The following is a 17,211-nucleotide window of genomic DNA, read 5'->3' as shown; positions in this document are numbered from 1 at the left end:
AGGTAGTTGTTTTGAACGTCTAGATGTGTCTTGACAGCGTATTTAAGAGTGTCAAAGCTTCTTAAGAATCTCCGCACCTTCAGGTCGGAGAGTGTCAAAAGTCCTATTTTGCTAAGTCCTGAAGAGGAAGTAAACTGTATTGGTAAAGATTATTGGAACACTTTTCCGTTTAAATATTAATCATGACTAACAGCGAGCCAAACCCACAAACACCTTCCGCAGAAAGCCTCTCTAGCGAAAGCGCGATCGCCTCCGAGCAGGTCGAAAAAGCCACAGCAGTGAGCTATGCCGAAGAAATTGAAACTGTGATTGCCAGCATGGCTGTAGACCAAAAAGTGATGGTCGGTCAAAATGAAGCTGGCGGACATCTTTGGAAATTCAAGTACGGGAGCGTTGAAGTGTTCGTGCAACTCACGGGCGAAACCGAAAATGATACTTTAACTGTTTGGGCTTTTGTGCTTCAGTTGCCGGCAAAGAATGAAGCTGAATTAATGCGGAAACTGCTAGAAATGAATTGGCTGGCTACTTTAGAATCTCATTTTGCGATCGTTGACAACCAAGTTGCCGTAATATCAACTCGGACGATCGCCGAAATCTCTGCTGGGGAAATGTCACGCGCTATTACTATTGTAGCCACCATCGCCGATGACAACGATGACTTGCTGCAAGCAGAATTTGGTAATTAGTCATTAGTCATTAGTCATTAGTCATTAGTCATTAGTCATTAGTCATTGGTAATTAGTCATTGGTCATTGGTAATTTCAACTGTCAACTGTCAACTGTCAACTGTCAACTGTCAACTGTCAACTGTCAACTGTCAACTGTCAACTGTCAACTGTCAACTGTCAACTGTCAACTGTTAACTAATGACTAATGACTAATATGCAGGCCCTGCGATCCAAGAAATCGCGATTCCCAGCCCCAAACCGACGAACACTTGAAAAGGAGTGTGTCCCAGCAACTCTTTCAGGCGAGCCTCATTAAAGTTGTGGTCTTCCTCAAAAAACTCGTCGATAATTTGGTTGAGGATTTGAGCTTGTTTCCCTGCTGCTTGGCGGACTCCAGCAGCGTCGTACATGACAATAATTGCAAAGATGGCTGCGATCGCAAATTCTGGACTTTCCCATCCCATCGTTTGTCCGACTCCCGCAGCCAAAGCGCCCACAAAAGATGAGTGAGAGCTGGGCATTCCGCCCGTTGTTACCAAATACCGCAGATTAAACTTACGATTTTTGATTAATTCGATCGGCAATTTAATGATTTGAGCCGACAGACAAGCGATCAAAGCAACTATCAGTACATGATTGTGTAAGATGCCGCTGCAAATTTCCTGCATATTCTTTAGTATTTCTAGTTACTGCGGCTGGTAATAAAATCGGCGATTCCCAATAAAGGCTGGGCTTTACTTCCAAACACTGCCAATTGAGCCTTAGCATCAGCAACAAGCTCTTTGGCTTGGCGCCGAGACTCCTCAATTCCCCACAAACTCGGATAAGTCACCTTTCCGGCTTGAACATCTTTGCCAGCGGTTTTGCCCAATTCTTCTTGAGTAGCAGTAATATCCAGAATGTCATCAATTATCTGGAAAGCCAGCCCAATATTTTTAGCAAAACGCGAAAGCCGCTGCAAATCCGCAGCAGAAGCCCCAGCCAGAATTCCCCCACAAACCACGCAGGCTTCTAACAGCGCGCCGGTTTTGTGAGCGTGAATGTAGGTCAAAGTTTCTATAGAAACATCTTTCAATCCTTCCGATTCCAGGTCAAGTACCTGACCGCCTACGAGTCCAGCAGCGCCAGATGCCCGCGCTAAATGGGCGATCGTCTGCAACACCTGTAGGGGGGGTACGTTCTCAGTTTTAGTGGCGATAAATTCAAAGGCATAGCTCAACAAACCATCGCCAGCCAAAATTGCGATGTCTTCGCCGTAGACTTTGTGGTTAGTCAGTTTGCCGCGCCGATAGTCATCATTGTCCATTGCCGGCAAATCGTCGTGAATTAGCGACATGGTGTGGATCATTTCCAAAGCGCAAGCTGTGGGCATTGCCATTTGGGAAGTGCCACCGGCGATTTCGCACCCAGCCAGACACAGGATCGGACGTAGCCGTTTGCCCCCTGCTAGCAGTGAGTAGCGCATGGCTTCGTAAATTTTCTCTGGGTAGATGACCTGGATCGCACCGTCGAGAGCTACCTCGATCGCCTTTTTTTGTTCGACTAGGTAAGTAGATAAGTCGAAAGCGGATTCCGGTTGAGACGAATCCATTTCTGTTGCTGCAAATACCATCCCTTGCTCTCTTGTACTGAATGTGACGAAAGGATACTGTGAGTTGTTTTGGTCGATCGCGCCGACTTTTAGGGGGGCGATCGCTCGAAATCTGAGACTCAATTTAATCATTTTACGGGTGTTGTTGCACAGAAACTTATTAGTGTGGATGTCAAGGATTTAGTTTTGCTTGAGGGTTGGGATATGAAGTTGTTGACACCGGAACAGATTCGGGACTGAATCTGCTTTTCTGAGCAGTCAAGAGATGTGCGATCGATCGCTCTGCTTCACCAAACTATTTTGTTAAATTTTATTGAGTCGAGCGCTACCGTGGATATGAACTAGCCTACTGTACAATCACAAACCACATATTGGACTTGGCTAGGCCGACGAGAGCGATCGCCAACCGCCACAACTCAGCCGTTGGTCGGCAAAAATACCAATAAGACTCAACAGAAGGTTACACGCCGATTATGCAACCATTTAAATTGCCAGAATTTTATATGCCTTGGCCGGCGCGGCTGAACCCTAATCTGGAAGCCGCGCGAGTTCATTCCAAAGCATGGGCTTACGAGATGGGGATACTTGGCTCAAAAGAAGAAGCCCAAGGCCAGCCTATTTGGGACGAACGCAAATTCGATGCCCATGACTACGCCTTGCTTTGCTCCTATACCCATCCAGACGCACCAGCAACGGAACTAGACTTAGTAACCGACTGGTATGTGTGGGTATTCTTTTTTGACGACCACTTTCTGGAAATCTACAAGCGTAGTCAAGACATGGTTGGGGCGAAGGAATACCTCGATCGACTGCCAGCATTTATGCCGATCTACCCTAACGACACCCCTCCCGTTCCCACCAACCCAGTAGAGCGGGGCTTGGCAAACCTGTGGTCTCGCACCGCCTTTACTAAGTCTGTGGAATGGCGGCAACGATTCTTTGAGAGTACCAAAAACCTCTTGGATGAGTCGATGTGGGAACTTGACAATATCAACCAAAATCGAATTGCCAACCCCATCGAATACATTGAGATGCGGCGTAAAGTTGGCGGCGCACCCTGGTCTGCGGATCTGGTGGAACACGCCGCGTTTGTAGAAGTTCCGGCCAAAATTGCCGCAACTCGACCAATGCGGGTCTTGAAAGAAACATTTGCCGATGGAGTACATCTACGCAACGACCTATTCTCCTATCAAAGAGAAGTAGAAGATGAAGGCGAGAACTCGAACTGTGTATTGGTCTTAGAACGCTTCCTCAATGTGAGTACCCAAGAGGCGGCTAACCTCACTAATGAACTGCTGAACTCACGGTTATATCAGTTTGATAATACTGCTGTCACCGAGTTACCTTCCCTGTTTGAGGAGTACGGAGTAGATCCAGTAGAGCGTGCCCATGTTCTCCTTTATATCAAAGGACTTCAGGACTGGCAGTCGGGCGGTCACGAGTGGCATATGCGATCGAGCCGCTATATGAACAAACAGGAAGCGGATAATTCTGCGACACCAACGATTCTGGGTGGGCCTACTGGACTAGGCACATCGGCGGCGCGGCTTGAGTCGTTATACGCCAACTTGGGTTTAGGAAGGTTCAAGAGCTTTACTCACGTTCCCTACCAGGCTGTAGGGCCAGTGAAATTGCCCAATTTTTATATGCCCTTCTCTACTACTTTGAATCCCAATCTGGATGCAGCGCGGAATCATTCTAAGGAATGGGCGCGCCAAATGGGGATGCTGGACTCACTACCTGGCATTCCTGATGCTTTCATCTGGAATGACCACAAGTTTGATGTTGCTGATGTAGCCCTATGCGGTGCGTGGATACATCCGAATGGGTCTGAGTATGAGCTAAATTTAACAGCTTGCTGGCTGGTTTGGGGAACCTATGCCGATGATTACTTCCCAGCACTCTACGGGAATAACCGCGACATGGCTGGCGCGAAAGTGTTCAACGCCCGACTGTCGGCGTTTATGCCTCTCGACGACTCCACCCCCCCAGCGGTGCCGACTAATCCGGTGGAACGTGGCTTGGCAGATATTTGGTCTCGAACTGCTGGGCCAATGTCTGCTAATGCGCGGACTGAGTTCCGCCGTGCGATCCAGGATATGACTGACAGTTGGGTGTGGGAACTGGCTAATCAAACTCAAAATCGGATTCCAGACCCGATCGACTATATTGAAATGCGCCGTAAGACGTTTGGTTCGGATTTGACAATGAGCTTGTCTCGACTAGCCCAGGGCGGCGAGATCCCAATGGAGATTTACTACAGCCGGCCAATGCGATCGCTGGAAAATTCCGCGGCCGACTTTGCCTGTTTCACTAACGATATCTTCTCCTACCAGAAAGAAATCGAATTTGAAGGGGAAATCCATAATATCGTACTGGTTGTGCAGAATTTCCTCAACTGCGATATGATCCAGGCTGTCGAGATTGTGAACAATCTGATGACCGCGCGGGCGCAGCAGTTTCAACACATTGTCGCCACCGAACTGCCAGCCCTTTTTGAGGATTTCAACCTGGATGAAAGCACTCGCGAGAAACTGCTTGCATATGTCGAGAAACTAGAACAATGGATGTGTGGCGTACTCAAGTGGCATACGAAAGTAGACCGCTATAAGGAATTTGAATTGCGTAATAGTGCTTCCCCAGTAGTGCGACTGCTCAACGGGCCCACAGGGTTTGGCACTTCGGCAGCACACATCAAATCTTTGGTCGGTGCAAGCAGTTTTTTGGCCAATAATCGGTAAATTTGAATCGAATTGTATCTTTTTGTCAAAGATACGATTTGATTGTCTCTTTTTACAAGACAATCTGTCTTGCTAACTTAGGTTTTTCTCGATCGCCCTTCGGTGAAGTAAAACCAAGTTGTTTTTTGAGTAACTAGAAAGTGAAGAATTAAGTTATGACCTATTCCAATGATTCGGGTTCAGATGTTGAGAATCAACAACCTCAGTTGAGTTTAAGTACAGCAGCAGCCCGTAATTTGGCGACGACCACCAAATCTGCACCGCAGATGCAGGAAATTACCTCACGGTGGTTGTTGAAACTGTTGCCGTGGGTGCAAACAAAGGGTGGTGTATATCGAGTTAACCGTCGTTTAAGTTATACCGTAGGTGATGGAAGAGTCTCTTTCACCAACACTGGCGCAACTGTACAAGTAATTCCCCAAGAACTTACTGAGTTGCCATTGCTCAGAGGGTTTGAGGACACAGAAGTTTTAACTGCGTTGGCGAACCAGTTTGTGCAGGAAGAGTACGCTGCCGGGGACACGATCGTTGAAATAGGTCAAGCAGCCGATCGAGTATTATTGATCGCCCGTGGTAAAGTTAACAAGATTGGTCTTGGCAAGTATGACGAACAGGTTGTTTTAGATGTACTCGCTGATGGCGATCGTTTCGGTGATGAATCTCTAGTAGAGTCTCAAGACACCTGGCAGTATACCCTCAAAGCTGTCACCAGATGTATCGTATTAGGATTACCTCAACAGGCGTTTGAGCAAATCCTTAACCAGTCCGAAGCTTTACAAAATCAGGTCGATAAGTTCCGCGCCATCCTCAGCCAGCCACAAACTACTGAAGGTGAAGCTGCTATTAATGTATCTGCCGGTCATCGCGGCGAGACTGAGTTGCCTGGTACTTTCGTTGATTACGATCTCTCACCCCGCCAATATGATTTGAGCATTGCCCAAACCGTGTTGCGGATCAGTACCAGGGTAGCCGATCTGTACAATGAACCAATGAATCAGACCGAACAACAATTGCGTCTGACTGTTGAGGCATTACGGGAACGTCAAGAACACGAAATGATCAACAACCCCGAATTTGGGTTGCTGCATAACGCCGACCTCAAACAACGCATCTACAGTAGCACTGGCGCACCTACGCCGGACGACATGGACGAATTGCTGGCTACGGTATGGAAAGACCCTGGCTTCTTCCTGGCTCATCCCCGCACGATCGCTGCCTTTGCTCGCGAGTGTAACCGCATAGGCATCTATCCACAAAGCATTGACATGGGCGGCCACCAAGTACCGGCTTGGCGTGGTGTACCGATCTTTCCCTGCAACAAGATCCCCATCACAAATACCCGCACCAGTTCTATCCTCTTACTCCGCACTGGTCTTGAAAAACAAGGCGTTATCGGTTTACATCAAACTGGTATCCCTGACGAATATCAACCTAGCTTGTCTGTCCGCTTCATGGGCATCAGTGAAAAGGCAATTATGTCTTATCTCGTCACAGCTTACTACTCCGCAGCCGTCCTAGTACCTGACGCCCTCGGCATTCTCGAAGATGTAGAAGTCGGTCGTTAATTAGACCTCGACCATATTTATTGTGGAACAGGCATCCTGCCTGTTCAAAACTTGCTTTTCCAATAATTATTGTGGAACAGGCATCCTGCCTGTTCAAAACTCCAATAATTATTGTGGAACAGGCATCCTGCCTGTTCAAAACTTGCTTTTCCAATAATTATTGTGGAACAGGCATCCTGCCTGTTCAAAACTTGCTTTTTTGGAGAGGTCTAAGAGGTCTATTGGTGCTGAGAGGTTAAGGCAAATGATTTTTGTCGATCGGTAATTACGCTCTATTTTAAGCGTTAAATCCAGTAGACTTCTCTCAAAAAGCTTGTCTGGAACAGGCAAGATGCCTGTTCCACAATAATTATGGGAGATGTCTAGTAATTATTGACAAAACAATTGCCTTAACCTCTCACCTATTAGAGCGGGTATTTTTGTTAGTAAGTAAAGGATGAGGTAATGACATATTCTAATGATTCGAGTTTGGAAGTTGAAGGTCAGCAACCTCAACTGAGTTTAGGTACAGCCGCAGCCCGTAATTTGGCGACGACAACCAAATCTGCACCGCAAATGCAGGAAATTACCTCGCGGTGGTTGTTGAAGATGTTGCCATGGGTGCAGATCAAAGGTGGTAATTATCGGGTAAACCGTCGTTTAACCTATACCGTGGGTGATGGGAGAATTACTTTCACCAATACAGGCGCGACTGTCCAGGTAATTCCCCAAGAACTTTGTGAATTACCCTTGCTGCGAGGGTTTGATGATGTTGAAGTGTTGACGGCTTTGGCCAGTCGATTTGTGCAACAGGAGTTTGCACCCGATGATATCATCGTGCAGTCAGGTCAACCAGTCGATCGGCTTTTCCTGATCGCTCATGGTAAAGTTAATAAATTTGGTCTTCCCAAATATGAAGAAGAACCTTTATTGGGCGCGTTAGCTGATGGGGATCATTTTGGCGATGAGGTTTTAGTAGCGTCTCAAAGCAATTGGAAGTTTACGGTTAAAGCTGTGACTCGATGCACAGTATTAAGCTTACCACAACAAGCGTTTAGGGAAATTATGAACCAGTCGGTGGCTTTGCAGACTCAGATCGATCGAGCCGTAACTCGCGCACAATTACCACAGAATAAGCAGGGTGAAGCCACCATTGCTTTATCTTCAGGACATACTGGAGAAACTCAATTACCAGGGACTTTCGTTGACTACGAACTTTCTCCCCGGGAATATGAGTTAAGTATTGCCCAAACTGTGTTAAGGATCAATACTCGCGTCGCTGATTTGTATAATGAACCAATGAATCAGATGGAACAACAATTACGTCTGACGATTGAGGCATTACGGGAACGTCAAGAATATGAATTGATCAATAACCGTGAATTTGGTTTACTGCACAATGCCGATCTTAAACAGCGTCTTCACCCCCGCACTGGTGCGCCTACTCCTGATGACTTAGATGAATTGCTTACTCGCCGCAGAAAGTCGAAGTTCTTCCTAGCTCATCCTCGCACTATTGCAGCCTTCGGCCGGCAGTGTAACCGCCTCGGTATCTATCCACAAAACATCGACATGGACGGAAGTAAAGTTATTGCGTGGCGCGGTGTACCTCTTCTTCCTTGCAATAAGATACCCATCACCAAAAACCAAACCAGTTCTATTCTTGTGATGCGTACTGGTGAAGAAGATCAGGGCGTGATCGGTTTACAGCAAACAGGAATACCCGACGAATATCAACCAGGCCTATCTGTTAGATTTATGGGTATTAGTGAAAAGGCCATTATGTCCTACCTTGTTACTGCATATTACTCCGCAGCCGTGCTAGTACCTGACGCACTTGGTATCCTTGAAGATGTTGAAATCGGGCGTTAGGAGGGATTCCGGTTGGGACTAATCGATCGGCGATCGAGGTCGATCGCGCCGACTTTTACGGTGGCCGATCGATCGGTACGACTCTAATCCCTAATATTGAAGACTTGATAAGTCTCTGGCTGTCTGCAAAAACCGCTGCACCGCTGGCGTGGGATTGTCGCGCCAAATTAGAGCAATTGAGACGATCGGACTTGGTTCTTGTAAATGTTTGTAAACAACCCCAGTGCGCTGGAAGTTTTGCATCGATGCGGGGACGATCGCCACCCCCATCTCGGCGGCTACCAAGCTGATAATTGTCTGCATTTGAATCGCTTCTTGACCGGCGATCGGGCTAAAACCTGCTTGCAGACACAGACTGACGATCGGATCGTACAATCCTGGAGCTAGGGAACGGGGAAATAGTATGAAAGGTTCGGCAGAAAGTTCGCGCAATTCTACAACAGCGCGATCGGCTAAATAATGCGTTTCTGGCAGCGCCACGATCAGAGGTTCTCGAAAAACGATTTCGGAATTTATGCCATCTTCCTCGATTGGAGGGCGCACGAAGCCGATATCAATGCGCCCGAACCGCAGTCGCTGCAATTGTTCGTTAGTTGTGAGTTCGTGCAGTTCGAGCTTGACGGCGGGACACCGAGTGCGAAACGCCTGCAAGATGGCTGGAACTACATTGTGCGCGGCGGAACTCACAAAGCCTACAGTGAGTTGACCGAGTTCCCCGCGGCTGGTTTGTTTGCCAAGTTGAATAGCGCGATCGACTTGTAGCAGAATTTTCTGTGCTTCCTCAAAAAAAACCTGTCCGGCTTCCGTTAGCACAACTGTCCGCTTGGTGCGACGAAAAAGTTGAAAGCCCAACTCTGCCTCCAAATGCTGAATTTGTTGACTTAGCGGAGGTTGAGCCATGTGCAGTCTTTCCGCTGCGCGAGTGAAATTCAGTTCCTCTGCAACGGCAATAAAGTAACGCAAATGTCGCAGTTCCATAGCTTCCCAATCATTAATATTTTAAAAGTATAAGTTATTAGCTAAAAAGATATTGGACATTGATGATGGCATTTAATACAGTAATTAATAGGTGAGATTGAGAATTAAACAATGGTTAATTTGGATATTAAAATCAGAGAAGCAGAACTTGCAGACTTAGAATTAATTCTGACTTTTATCGCGCACAAAAGCGAGTTCGACGGAGCTAGAAATCTGTTGGCAGCAACAGCCGAGAAATTGCAACGAGCGTTATTTTGTCAGTCTCCGCTAGTGCGGGTATTGTTGGCGGAAGTTGCAGGCACTGCTGTAGGATTTGCGATGTTTTATGCTACCTATTCAAGTTTGTTGACCCAGCCTTGTCTGTGGCTTGATGATTTATTTGTGCAAGCTCCCATGCGCGGTATGGGAGTGGGTACAGCTTTGTTGAAACATTTGGCACAAATTGCTGAATCCACAAATTGCGGGCGAATTGAATGGACTGTTAATGCTAAAAATTCAGCGGGAGTTGCTTTTTATGAGAAGCAGGGAGCGCGGATTTTGGAAAATATTAGGGTTTGCAGGATTGATGAAAATGCGATCGCGGAACTCGCTAGCAAATGATTCGCTCGCTTTTGTGAAGGAGGATTTTTTTATTAACCGCAGAGAACACAGAGAACACAGAGAGAGAAGAAAGGTTTAGAGTAGTTATGATGACACAAGATTCTTGGAATACGGATCTCTACGAACAGCAACACGCTTTTGTTTGGCAATACGGCGAATCGCTCTTAGAATTACTGGCTCCGCAGGCGGGAGAAGGAATTCTGGATTTGGGCTGCGGTACGGGACAGTTAACTGCAAAGATTGCTGAAAGTGGTGCTTTTGTGCAAGGTATTGATTCTTCTTTGGCGATGATTTCCACTGCTAAATCAAATTATCCTCACATTAACTTTGTGGCGGCGGATGCGAGGAATTTTCAAGTGGAAGAGCCGTTAGATGCTGTGTTTTCTAATGCGGTTTTGCACTGGATAAAACAACCGGATGCTGCGATCGCTTGCGTGGAAAAAGCGCTGAAGCCGGGAGGGCGTTTTGTGGCTGAGTTTGGCGGTAAGGGGAATGTGGGGGCGATCGCCCGCGCGCTTTTGAATGTTTTGTCGGAAATTGGCTGCGAGGAGCCCCAATCGCTTAATCCTTGGTATTTTCCGAGTATCGGCGAGTATGCTCTGCTGCTGGAAAACCACGGTTTTGATGTGAGTTATGCGGTTTTGTTCGATCGCCCGACTCCCCTAGAAGGCGGCAGCGCTGGTATGGTAAATTGGATCGAGATGTTTGCAGGCGGGTTTTTGTCGGGTTTGTCGCCGTTCGTGCGATCGCGCGCAATTAAACAAGTTGAAGAACGTTTGCGGCCCGCTCTTTACCGCGATGGTAATTGGAGTGCAGATTATCGCCGAATTCGCGTTGTTGCTGTCAAGAAATAGTCGGCATTACCCAAATTAGCCGGAATTATCTCAGTAGGAACCGCTCATTTTTGTAAAAAGCATTTGGGTACATCTCAGTTTGGAAAATATTTTTGTAGGGGCGAAGCATGACCTCCGTCAATATGAGATTATAACGAATAACTTATATGCGGTCATGCTTCGCCCTCTTCACAAGTTAGATGTACCGAAAGCATTTTCTGATTTTATTCCTGTATCCGCTCCTGCTTCTGCAATCAAAAGAGCGGATACAGCAATCTCATGTCAAGGCAAAACTGCACATTTCTGCTATGATTCGCGCGCTCGTCAAACCATCTTTTTCGTATAACTAGAAACTGTATTTTCCAACAACATAGCAACAGTCATCGGCCCGATTCCTCCCGGCACCGGCGTAATCGCTCCGGCTACTGTTTTCACAGCATTAAAATCTACATCTCCGGCCAAACGGCTAGTACCATCTGGATTGACGACGCGGTTAATGCCAACATCAATTACTACTGCTCCCGGTTTTACCATATTAGCTGCAATCATTTCGGTGCGGCCGACGGCGGCAATTAAAATATCGGCTTGGCTGGTAATTGATTCTAGGTTTTGCGATCGCGAATGAGCTACAGTAACAGTGCAATCGGCTTCTAACAGCATCAGCGCCATCGGTTTACCCACCAAAATACTGCGGCCCAAAACAACAGCATTTTTTCCTTTCAAATCAATCTGGTATTCCTGCAATAACCGCATCACTCCGGCGGGAGTACAACTCCGCAAACCTTGCTCACCCCGTACCAAGCTACCTAAATTTACAGGGTGAAGTCCGTCAGCATCTTTGTCAGGTGCAATTTGGTACAGCAGCGAAATTGCGTCTAGGTTTTCTGGTAGCGGAAGTTGTACTAAAATGCCGTCTACTCGATCGTCCTCGTTGAGTGCATGAATTGCAAGTTCGAGTTCCGCTTGAGTCACGTTTGCTGGATAATGCTGGCCAAAGGAAGCTATGCCAACTTTAGCGCAGGCTCGCTCTTTGTTGCGGACGTAAGCCGCGCTGGCTGGGTTGTCTCCCACCATCAGCACCGCAAGTCCCGGAGGACGCCCAATCTGGGGTTGTAGGGCGCGGACTTTTTCGCTCAGTTCGCTTTGAATCTTTGTCGCTAAAGCTTTGCCATCTAGTATTTGAGCAGTTTTGGCATCCATTGTAGACTCTAGGTTAGGGGCTGACGAGTTTAAATTTTAGCTTAACTGCCGTCAAGGACTACAAAGCGAGAAATTTCTGACTCGCGATCGACTCTGAGGATTCTGTTACAGTAAGTCGTATCTCACAATCTCAAATATCAAATCCTTTGACAAATGACTACTATAATTCAGCAAGTTTGGATTCAAAGATACTCCATAGGCTCTTTATTGCTAATACTGACTAGCGGTTTGCTCAGTTGTGGCAATGTACCCATGTCTCAACTCAATCTCGGTTTGAATGTTGCTAGCATTGGCGACATTCAACAAAAGCGGCAAGTTGATGGTGAAGTTTATCTCCGAGGGAAGGTGGAAAATCGCGCTCCGTTTGTGGGGAATGCGGCTTATCAAATTCAAGACGGTACTGGTAAGATTTGGATTTTAACTAAGCAAGCTTTGCCCAAGCTTGGCGATGAAGTGTTGCTCAAGGGAGAAGTCCGCTTTAAGAGTATCACCGTGAAGGAATTGGCAGGGAAGGATTTAGGTGAAGTTTATATTGAGGAAATGGAACAATTAAACCGCACTCCAGCGGCTGATAAAGCAAAATAACTACACGCTAATTTTTTTTCAATAATTAAGTACCTGTATTTCATGAAAATCCAAGGTATGTAGTTGCGCTTGGGCGCTTTGGCTTTGGTTATTGGTGATGAAATGCGATCGCGTTTACGAGCTCTTTCGTTTATATTACAGATTGGGTGAAACAAAGTTTTGACTGGGCTTGTTTATGAGCTTGTTCGTTTTTATTACAAATTTGGGTGAACCCGTCTCTAGTCAAAATTCTTCCCTCTTCCTTCTTCCTTCTTCCTTCTCGGTGCATTTCACTTTTGAAGAGAAGAGGGCGAAGCATGACCGCATATAAGTTATTAGCTATCATCTCATATTGATTGCGGTCATGCTTCGCCCCTACACACATATTTGCCAAACGCCAAACTGAGATGCACCCCTTCCCTCTTCCTTCTTTTCTCTTCCTTCTTCCTTCTTCCTTCTTCCTTCTTCCTTCTTCCTTCTTCCTTATGACTAAAATTCACGTTGCGATCGCCATTTTACACAAAGACGGCAAATTTCTCTGCCAGTTGCGGGACGATGTTCCTCATATCAGGTATCCCGGACATTGGGCTTTGTTTGGCGGACACTTGGAACCGGGAGAAACTGCCGAAGTGGCTCTGCTGCGCGAGTTACTAGAGGAAATTTCCTGGGTTCCTGCAAGTGCCTCTTTTTTCTGTCGCGATGTCGAAGGAGATATTGTGCGCCATGTTTTTCACTCACAACTTACTGCGGATGTCAACGATTTAGTTTTGCACGAGGGTTGGGATATGCAGTTGTTGACAGTGCAGGATATTCGGGCTGGTAAATGCTATTCTGAAAAGTCTGGAGATGTACGACCTTTTGGCATTCCTCACCAGCGGATTTTATTGAATTTTATTGAGTCGATTTGATATTCTATTAATAGACCTCTTGCAAAAGTCCTTTTAATCATATTTTGGGACGGGCTAGAAGCCCATCCCACAAGAAAAAAAAATTGTGGGATGGGCTTCTAGCCCGTCCTAAATATTTTTGCAAGAAGTCTAATGATTTGTAAGGTGCTTGTGGCGCACCCTACATTAGACCTCCTGCGAAAGTATTTTATCGATCCTTTAACAGTCGCCATTTCAGCCATTATTAACTAATAATAAAAGATTGGCCAGACATACTGGTAATTATCGGTTTTGTCGATTAGGTGAGGACTTTCGCAGGAGGTCTATTAACTTAGCAGTTAAGAGCGAGCAGCAATCATTCCCGTTTGCCGTGCGTAGGCAAACAGCCCTCCGGCATCAATCACCGGCCCGACATCTCCTAAAGGCTTGAGGGAGTAAGTGAGATTTTGAGTGTGGTTGATAATTTTATCGCCCGCAAAGTCGATCGTCACTTCTTGGCCTGTTACAAATAGGTCGCAAAGTCGATCGACCGATTCGATCGGATACAATTCGCCAGTCGCCGAGCAATTGCGAAAGAAAATCCGCGCGTAAGACAAGGCTACCACCGCTGTGACGCCCGCAGCCCCCAGAGCGATCGGAGCGTGCTCCCGCGAAGAACCGCAACCAAAATTTTCGCCCGCAATGATAATCGGATACCGGGTTTTGGTTTCGCCGGCTTCCATAAACTTGCCGTAGCGATCGGGCAACCCAATCATCGCATAACTGCCTAGTTTCTCGTACTCGTCCGGCTTCGAGGGAACCAAGGTCAGGTATTCGGCTGGGATAATTTGATCTGTATCGATGTTGTCATCTAGAACAAAAATTTGACCGCTAATTACTTTACCCATAGTTTATTTCCTGTTGTCTCGCTCAATTCTGTGGCGATCGTGTTAAGTGGGATCGGTATGCAAGATTTGCATCTGTTCATTTTAACCTGGCACTGTCAGTGATAACGTGTATAGATAAAAATTAGATCCGAGACTTTGGATTAAAAATTAACAGATTGCGAAGCGTCAAAATAGTGTTATGGCGAATCAAATAGATGACATTGCTCGGCAAGCTCGCGAGGGCTCCGTTGCATCGATTATTCAAATCCTTAACGACAAACTGGCACACGTAGGTGTCAGAGCTAGAGCCGTGTTTGCTTCTGGGATACTGCAACTGCTGTGCGAAGCTGCAACACCCCAACTGCTCGAACAGTCTAGTTTGGTCGATCGCATCCGAGAAATTTTGGAGAATCTCTCGCCCCGCAATATTCGCCGAGTCAACATCAACACCCGGCTGGTGCGAGAACACCAACTGCTGTGGCTCGAAGAAATTAGCCGCGATCCAGAAAATCAATTGCTGTGGTCCCAAGAAATTAAACTCAGAAAGCCAAATTTGTTCAAGCGTTTGGCCGCCGCCCATCACGAACGCCAAGCTGAAGAGCGGGCTTTGCCCAGAATCGCTGCTCCTCGATCGATGCAGCAACCGCGGCAATTTAAGCGCGGTATCGTCGGCGGCGTCAGCTTGAGCGTGTTGTTGCTGGTTGCGGTGGCCGCCATCTACAAAGGACTCAATTCCCCAGTGCCAAACAGCACAGCCGCCACCACCCAAGCAGTTGCCAGTCCCAGTTCCTCAGAAGCAACACCTGCTGTCAAAACTTCTAAGGAAAATCCTAATTCTGCTGTTGACTCTTTTTCCCAAGCAGTGCGGGTGGCAGAGCAAGCAGCCACCCAGGGCAAAACCGCTCAATCTCGCGAAAATTGGTTAGTAGTGGCCGCTAAGTGGCAGCAAGCTTCGGATTTGATGGCCGCCGTATCCCCAAATCATCCCCGCTCTGCAACGGCTGTTAACCGGACGGTACTTTATCGCCAAAATAGCGATCGAGCCCAACAGGAAGCACAAAATAAGTAAGCAGGGAAGTCGGATAAATTTAACAATAGAACTAGCAAGCGCGTTTCTAGAACTTGCGATCGATGAGTAGTCGAGCAAAAACTTCGTAACTCTCAGATCGATCCTGAGGGAGGATTTTTTATTTTTTATTTTTTGCGATCGGCGTCACTCGATCGCATGATTTATATCACAATAAAATTTTATCAGGATCACAAACTTAAATAAGAAACATCACAGAATCAGGAGAGGGGTCTCACAAAGCAGTCTCAAAAATAAATTCATTCTCAGAACAGTTCAAATTAGTGGGAATGGGATTTATCCTCATCTGGTCAAGGATGCTAAAGTTCATCCCGTACAGATCCAAGGGTAGAAAACAGCAAAATAGAACTCGGTCGGATCTGAGTAAGTCTTTTAAAGATTTAGTTACCCGCCGACGGGCTGCGCCAACGCAGAAAGCAGGCTCATAACAGTCCAACCGACTGTTATCAGAAAACTGGGTTGAAAACCCGTCGTTCTACGACGGCTTTACAAGATTTTACAGGCAGCTTACGATTGAGGTGTGAAACTGGAAACATGACACTCAAAGCCTTCAGCTATCGATTCTACCCAACGCCAGAACAGGAAAGCCTGTTGCGACGCACGATAGGTTGTGTTCGTTTGGTCTACAACCGTGCCTTAGCTGCAAAGACTCAAGCTTGGTATGAAGAACAAAAACGGGTAGCATATACTGAGACTTCAAGTATGCTAACTTCCTGGAAGAAAACTCTTGAATTAGAATTCCTAAATGAAGTTTCTTCAGTACCGTTGCAGCAGTGCTTGCGACATTTGCAAACTGCTTACAATAACTTCTTTGACGGGCGAGCAAAATATCCCAATTTCAAGAAAAAACGCAACGGTGGCAGCGCGCAATTTGCTGCGTCGGCATTTAAGTTCAAGGACGGACAAGTTTACTTAGCCAAGTCTGTTGACCCCTTACCTATTCGTTGGAGTCGAACACTACCGGACGGTTGCCGACCATCAACGATTACGGTAAAGCTGGCACCATCTGGTAGGTGGTCAGTTTCTTTGTTGGTAAATGTGGAAATTGAAACATTACCCGACGAGTCAGACAACCAAATCGGTATTGACTTGGGAATTACCAGTTTGCTGGCACTGAGCACAGGCGAAAAAATTGTCAACCCCAAAGGATTTAAGGCAAAATATCGCCAACTTAGAAGAGCGCAGAAAGCTTTAAGTCGAAAACAGAAGGGGTCAAATAACCGACACAAAGCAAGGCTGAAAGTAGGGAGAGTGCATCAAGAAATTGCCGATGCAAGGAAAGATAATCTTCACAAGTTAACAACGCGGTTGGTGCGTGAAAACCAAACCATCGCCGTAGAAAATTTAGCTGTGAAGAACATGGTAAAAAATCGAAAACTGGCTCTTGCCATCAGCGACGCAAGTTGGGGTGAATTGGTCAGGCAACTTGAATACAAGTGCAATTGGTACGGTCGCACTTTAATCAAGATTGACCGATGGTTCCCGAGTTCAAAACGGTGTTTTGAGTGCGGATATATTGTTGAAAAACTGCCGTTAAATGTTCGGGAGTGGAAGTGTCCTAATTGCGGGTCACACCATGACCGAGACATCAACGCCAGTAAGAATATTCTGGCCGCAGGGCTTGCGGTAACAGTCTGTGGAGCGACTGTAAGACCAGAACAGAGTAAATCTGTTAAGGCAGGTGCGAAAAACCGATCCGGAAGGAAGCAGAAACCCAAATCGTGAGGCTTGGGAATCCTCGCTCTTCTAAGGCGGGGAGGATGTCAAAGATAGGTTCTAT

The 17,211-nt window shown here is 46.6% G+C and carries 17 protein-coding genes; 10 read left to right on the top strand and 7 right to left on the bottom strand.

From position 1 onward, the window contains the following. The first annotated feature begins 182 nt into the window (after positions 1 to 182). Positions 183 to 686: a YbjN domain-containing protein gene (locus JGK14_RS23185; RefSeq protein WP_293176532.1), complete on the top strand. Its 504-nt coding sequence runs from the start codon at positions 183 to 185 to the stop codon at positions 684 to 686. 191 nt (positions 687 to 877) lie between these two features. Here JGK14_RS23185 and JGK14_RS23180 read toward each other — a convergent pair whose 3' ends face one another. Together JGK14_RS23180 and crtE are read right to left on the bottom strand one after the other, a co-directional pair. Then, positions 878 to 1,336: a divergent PAP2 family protein gene (locus JGK14_RS23180; RefSeq protein ID WP_293176530.1), complete on the bottom strand. Its 459-nt coding sequence runs from the start codon at positions 1,334 to 1,336 to the stop codon at positions 878 to 880. Between the two features lie 14 nt (positions 1,337 to 1,350). Further along, positions 1,351 to 2,280, bottom strand: a complete 930-nt coding sequence (gene crtE / locus JGK14_RS23175) for a geranylgeranyl diphosphate synthase CrtE (protein WP_293176548.1) — start codon at positions 2,278 to 2,280, stop codon at positions 1,351 to 1,353. A 452-nt stretch (positions 2,281 to 2,732) separates the two neighbouring features. Between crtE and JGK14_RS23170 the strand changes: the two genes are divergently transcribed. From JGK14_RS23170 to JGK14_RS23160, 3 genes are all read left to right on the top strand, one after another. Then, positions 2,733 to 5,000, top strand: a complete 2,268-nt coding sequence (locus JGK14_RS23170) for a family 2 encapsulin nanocompartment cargo protein terpene cyclase (protein WP_293195889.1) — start codon at positions 2,733 to 2,735, stop codon at positions 4,998 to 5,000. Between the two features lie 155 nt (positions 5,001 to 5,155). Next, on the top strand, positions 5,156 to 6,565 hold the full coding sequence (locus tag JGK14_RS23165) for a family 2B encapsulin nanocompartment shell protein (RefSeq protein WP_325315536.1): 1,410 nt from the start codon (positions 5,156 to 5,158) through the stop codon (positions 6,563 to 6,565). Positions 6,566 to 7,009: 444 nt separating this feature from the next. After that, on the top strand, positions 7,010 to 8,416 hold the full coding sequence (locus JGK14_RS23160; protein ID WP_325315535.1) for a family 2B encapsulin nanocompartment shell protein: 1,407 nt from the start codon (positions 7,010 to 7,012) through the stop codon (positions 8,414 to 8,416). 90 nt (positions 8,417 to 8,506) lie between these two features. On the opposite strand, the gene JGK14_RS23155 is transcribed toward JGK14_RS23160, so the two are convergent. Beyond that, a complete protein-coding gene (locus JGK14_RS23155) occupies positions 8,507 to 9,394 on the bottom strand; it encodes a LysR family transcriptional regulator (protein WP_293229183.1) in 888 nt (295 codons plus the stop codon). 111 nt (positions 9,395 to 9,505) lie between these two features. Between JGK14_RS23155 and JGK14_RS23150 the strand changes: the two genes are divergently transcribed. Next, positions 9,506 to 9,994 (top strand): GNAT family N-acetyltransferase, encoded by a 489-nt coding sequence (locus JGK14_RS23150; RefSeq protein ID WP_293229186.1) that lies wholly within the window; start codon positions 9,506 to 9,508, stop codon positions 9,992 to 9,994. 23 nt (positions 9,995 to 10,017) lie between these two features. Beyond that, a complete protein-coding gene (locus JGK14_RS23145) occupies positions 10,018 to 10,848 on the top strand; it encodes a class I SAM-dependent methyltransferase (protein WP_293176546.1) in 831 nt (276 codons plus the stop codon). 303 nt (positions 10,849 to 11,151) lie between these two features. Here the strand turns inward: JGK14_RS23145 and folD are convergent, their stop codons facing one another. Continuing rightward, positions 11,152 to 12,027, bottom strand: a complete 876-nt coding sequence (gene folD / locus JGK14_RS23140) for a bifunctional methylenetetrahydrofolate dehydrogenase/methenyltetrahydrofolate cyclohydrolase FolD (protein WP_293176518.1) — start codon at positions 12,025 to 12,027, stop codon at positions 11,152 to 11,154. Positions 12,028 to 12,180: 153 nt separating this feature from the next. Here folD and JGK14_RS23135 point away from each other — a divergent pair, with 153 nt between their 5' ends. Continuing rightward, a complete protein-coding gene (locus tag JGK14_RS23135; protein WP_293176516.1) occupies positions 12,181 to 12,612 on the top strand; it encodes a DNA-binding protein in 432 nt (143 codons plus the stop codon). A gap of 130 nt (positions 12,613 to 12,742) precedes the next feature. Here JGK14_RS23135 and JGK14_RS23130 read toward each other — a convergent pair whose 3' ends face one another. Together JGK14_RS23130 and JGK14_RS23125 are read right to left on the bottom strand one after the other, a co-directional pair. Continuing rightward, complete coding sequence (locus JGK14_RS23130; protein ID WP_293195879.1) at positions 12,743 to 12,910, bottom strand: hypothetical protein; 168 nt, start codon at positions 12,908 to 12,910, stop codon at positions 12,743 to 12,745. A 43-nt stretch (positions 12,911 to 12,953) separates the two neighbouring features. Continuing rightward, on the bottom strand, positions 12,954 to 13,091 hold the full coding sequence (locus tag JGK14_RS23125) for a hypothetical protein (protein WP_293189541.1): 138 nt from the start codon (positions 13,089 to 13,091) through the stop codon (positions 12,954 to 12,956). On the opposite strand from JGK14_RS23125, the gene JGK14_RS23120 reads away from it, so the two are divergent. Further along, positions 13,077 to 13,499: an NUDIX hydrolase gene (locus JGK14_RS23120; protein ID WP_293176512.1), complete on the top strand. Its 423-nt coding sequence runs from the start codon at positions 13,077 to 13,079 to the stop codon at positions 13,497 to 13,499. The genes JGK14_RS23125 and JGK14_RS23120 overlap by 15 nt on opposite strands. A gap of 317 nt (positions 13,500 to 13,816) precedes the next feature. Here JGK14_RS23120 and JGK14_RS23115 read toward each other — a convergent pair whose 3' ends face one another. After that, positions 13,817 to 14,365, bottom strand: coding sequence for a LeuD/DmdB family oxidoreductase small subunit (locus JGK14_RS23115; RefSeq protein ID WP_293176510.1), 549 nt, complete (start codon positions 14,363 to 14,365; stop codon positions 13,817 to 13,819). A 178-nt stretch (positions 14,366 to 14,543) separates the two neighbouring features. On the opposite strand from JGK14_RS23115, the gene JGK14_RS23110 reads away from it, so the two are divergent. Beyond that, positions 14,544 to 15,413 (top strand): hypothetical protein, encoded by an 870-nt coding sequence (locus tag JGK14_RS23110; protein WP_293176508.1) that lies wholly within the window; start codon positions 14,544 to 14,546, stop codon positions 15,411 to 15,413. A gap of 552 nt (positions 15,414 to 15,965) precedes the next feature. Continuing rightward, the gene (locus tag JGK14_RS23105) at positions 15,966 to 17,156 is read left to right on the top strand and encodes an RNA-guided endonuclease InsQ/TnpB family protein (protein WP_293176506.1); all 1,191 of its coding nucleotides are present in this window, start codon (positions 15,966 to 15,968) and stop codon (positions 17,154 to 17,156) included. The last annotated feature ends 55 nt before the right edge of the window (positions 17,157 to 17,211 follow it).

The sequence above is a fragment of the Microcoleus sp. PH2017_28_MFU_U_A genome, assembly GCF_020738035.1.
Classification (GTDB): domain Bacteria; phylum Cyanobacteriota; class Cyanobacteriia; order Cyanobacteriales; family Microcoleaceae; genus Microcoleus.
The sequence above is the reverse complement of the archived record's forward strand: the minus strand, read 5'-3'. Positions and strand labels throughout refer to the sequence as shown.

Excerpts from the sequence above, each read along its gene's own strand:
- JGK14_RS23150 (WP_293229186.1), top strand. The coding sequence starts at position 9,506 with ATGGTTAATTTGGATATTAAAATCAGAGAAGCAGAACTTGCAGACTTA.
- JGK14_RS23170 (WP_293195889.1), top strand. The coding sequence starts at position 2,733 with ATGCAACCATTTAAATTGCCAGAATTTTATATGCCTTGGCCGGCGCGG.
- JGK14_RS23185 (WP_293176532.1), top strand. The coding sequence starts at position 183 with ATGACTAACAGCGAGCCAAACCCACAAACACCTTCCGCAGAAAGCCTC.
- JGK14_RS23110 (WP_293176508.1), top strand. The coding sequence starts at position 14,544 with ATGGCGAATCAAATAGATGACATTGCTCGGCAAGCTCGCGAGGGCTCC.
- JGK14_RS23105 (WP_293176506.1), top strand. The coding sequence starts at position 15,966 with ATGACACTCAAAGCCTTCAGCTATCGATTCTACCCAACGCCAGAACAG.
- JGK14_RS23155 (WP_293229183.1), bottom strand. The coding sequence starts at position 9,394 with ATGGAACTGCGACATTTGCGTTACTTTATTGCCGTTGCAGAGGAACTG.
- JGK14_RS23130 (WP_293195879.1), bottom strand. The coding sequence starts at position 12,910 with ATGCTTCGCCCTCTTCTCTTCAAAAGTGAAATGCACCGAGAAGGAAGA.
- JGK14_RS23120 (WP_293176512.1), top strand. The coding sequence starts at position 13,077 with ATGACTAAAATTCACGTTGCGATCGCCATTTTACACAAAGACGGCAAA.
- JGK14_RS23135 (WP_293176516.1), top strand. The coding sequence starts at position 12,181 with ATGACTACTATAATTCAGCAAGTTTGGATTCAAAGATACTCCATAGGC.
- crtE (WP_293176548.1), bottom strand. The coding sequence starts at position 2,280 with ATGGTATTTGCAGCAACAGAAATGGATTCGTCTCAACCGGAATCCGCT.
- JGK14_RS23115 (WP_293176510.1), bottom strand. The coding sequence starts at position 14,365 with ATGGGTAAAGTAATTAGCGGTCAAATTTTTGTTCTAGATGACAACATC.
- JGK14_RS23180 (WP_293176530.1), bottom strand. The coding sequence starts at position 1,336 with ATGCAGGAAATTTGCAGCGGCATCTTACACAATCATGTACTGATAGTT.
- folD (WP_293176518.1), bottom strand. The coding sequence starts at position 12,027 with ATGGATGCCAAAACTGCTCAAATACTAGATGGCAAAGCTTTAGCGACA.
- JGK14_RS23165 (WP_325315536.1), top strand. The coding sequence starts at position 5,156 with ATGACCTATTCCAATGATTCGGGTTCAGATGTTGAGAATCAACAACCT.
- JGK14_RS23160 (WP_325315535.1), top strand. The coding sequence starts at position 7,010 with ATGACATATTCTAATGATTCGAGTTTGGAAGTTGAAGGTCAGCAACCT.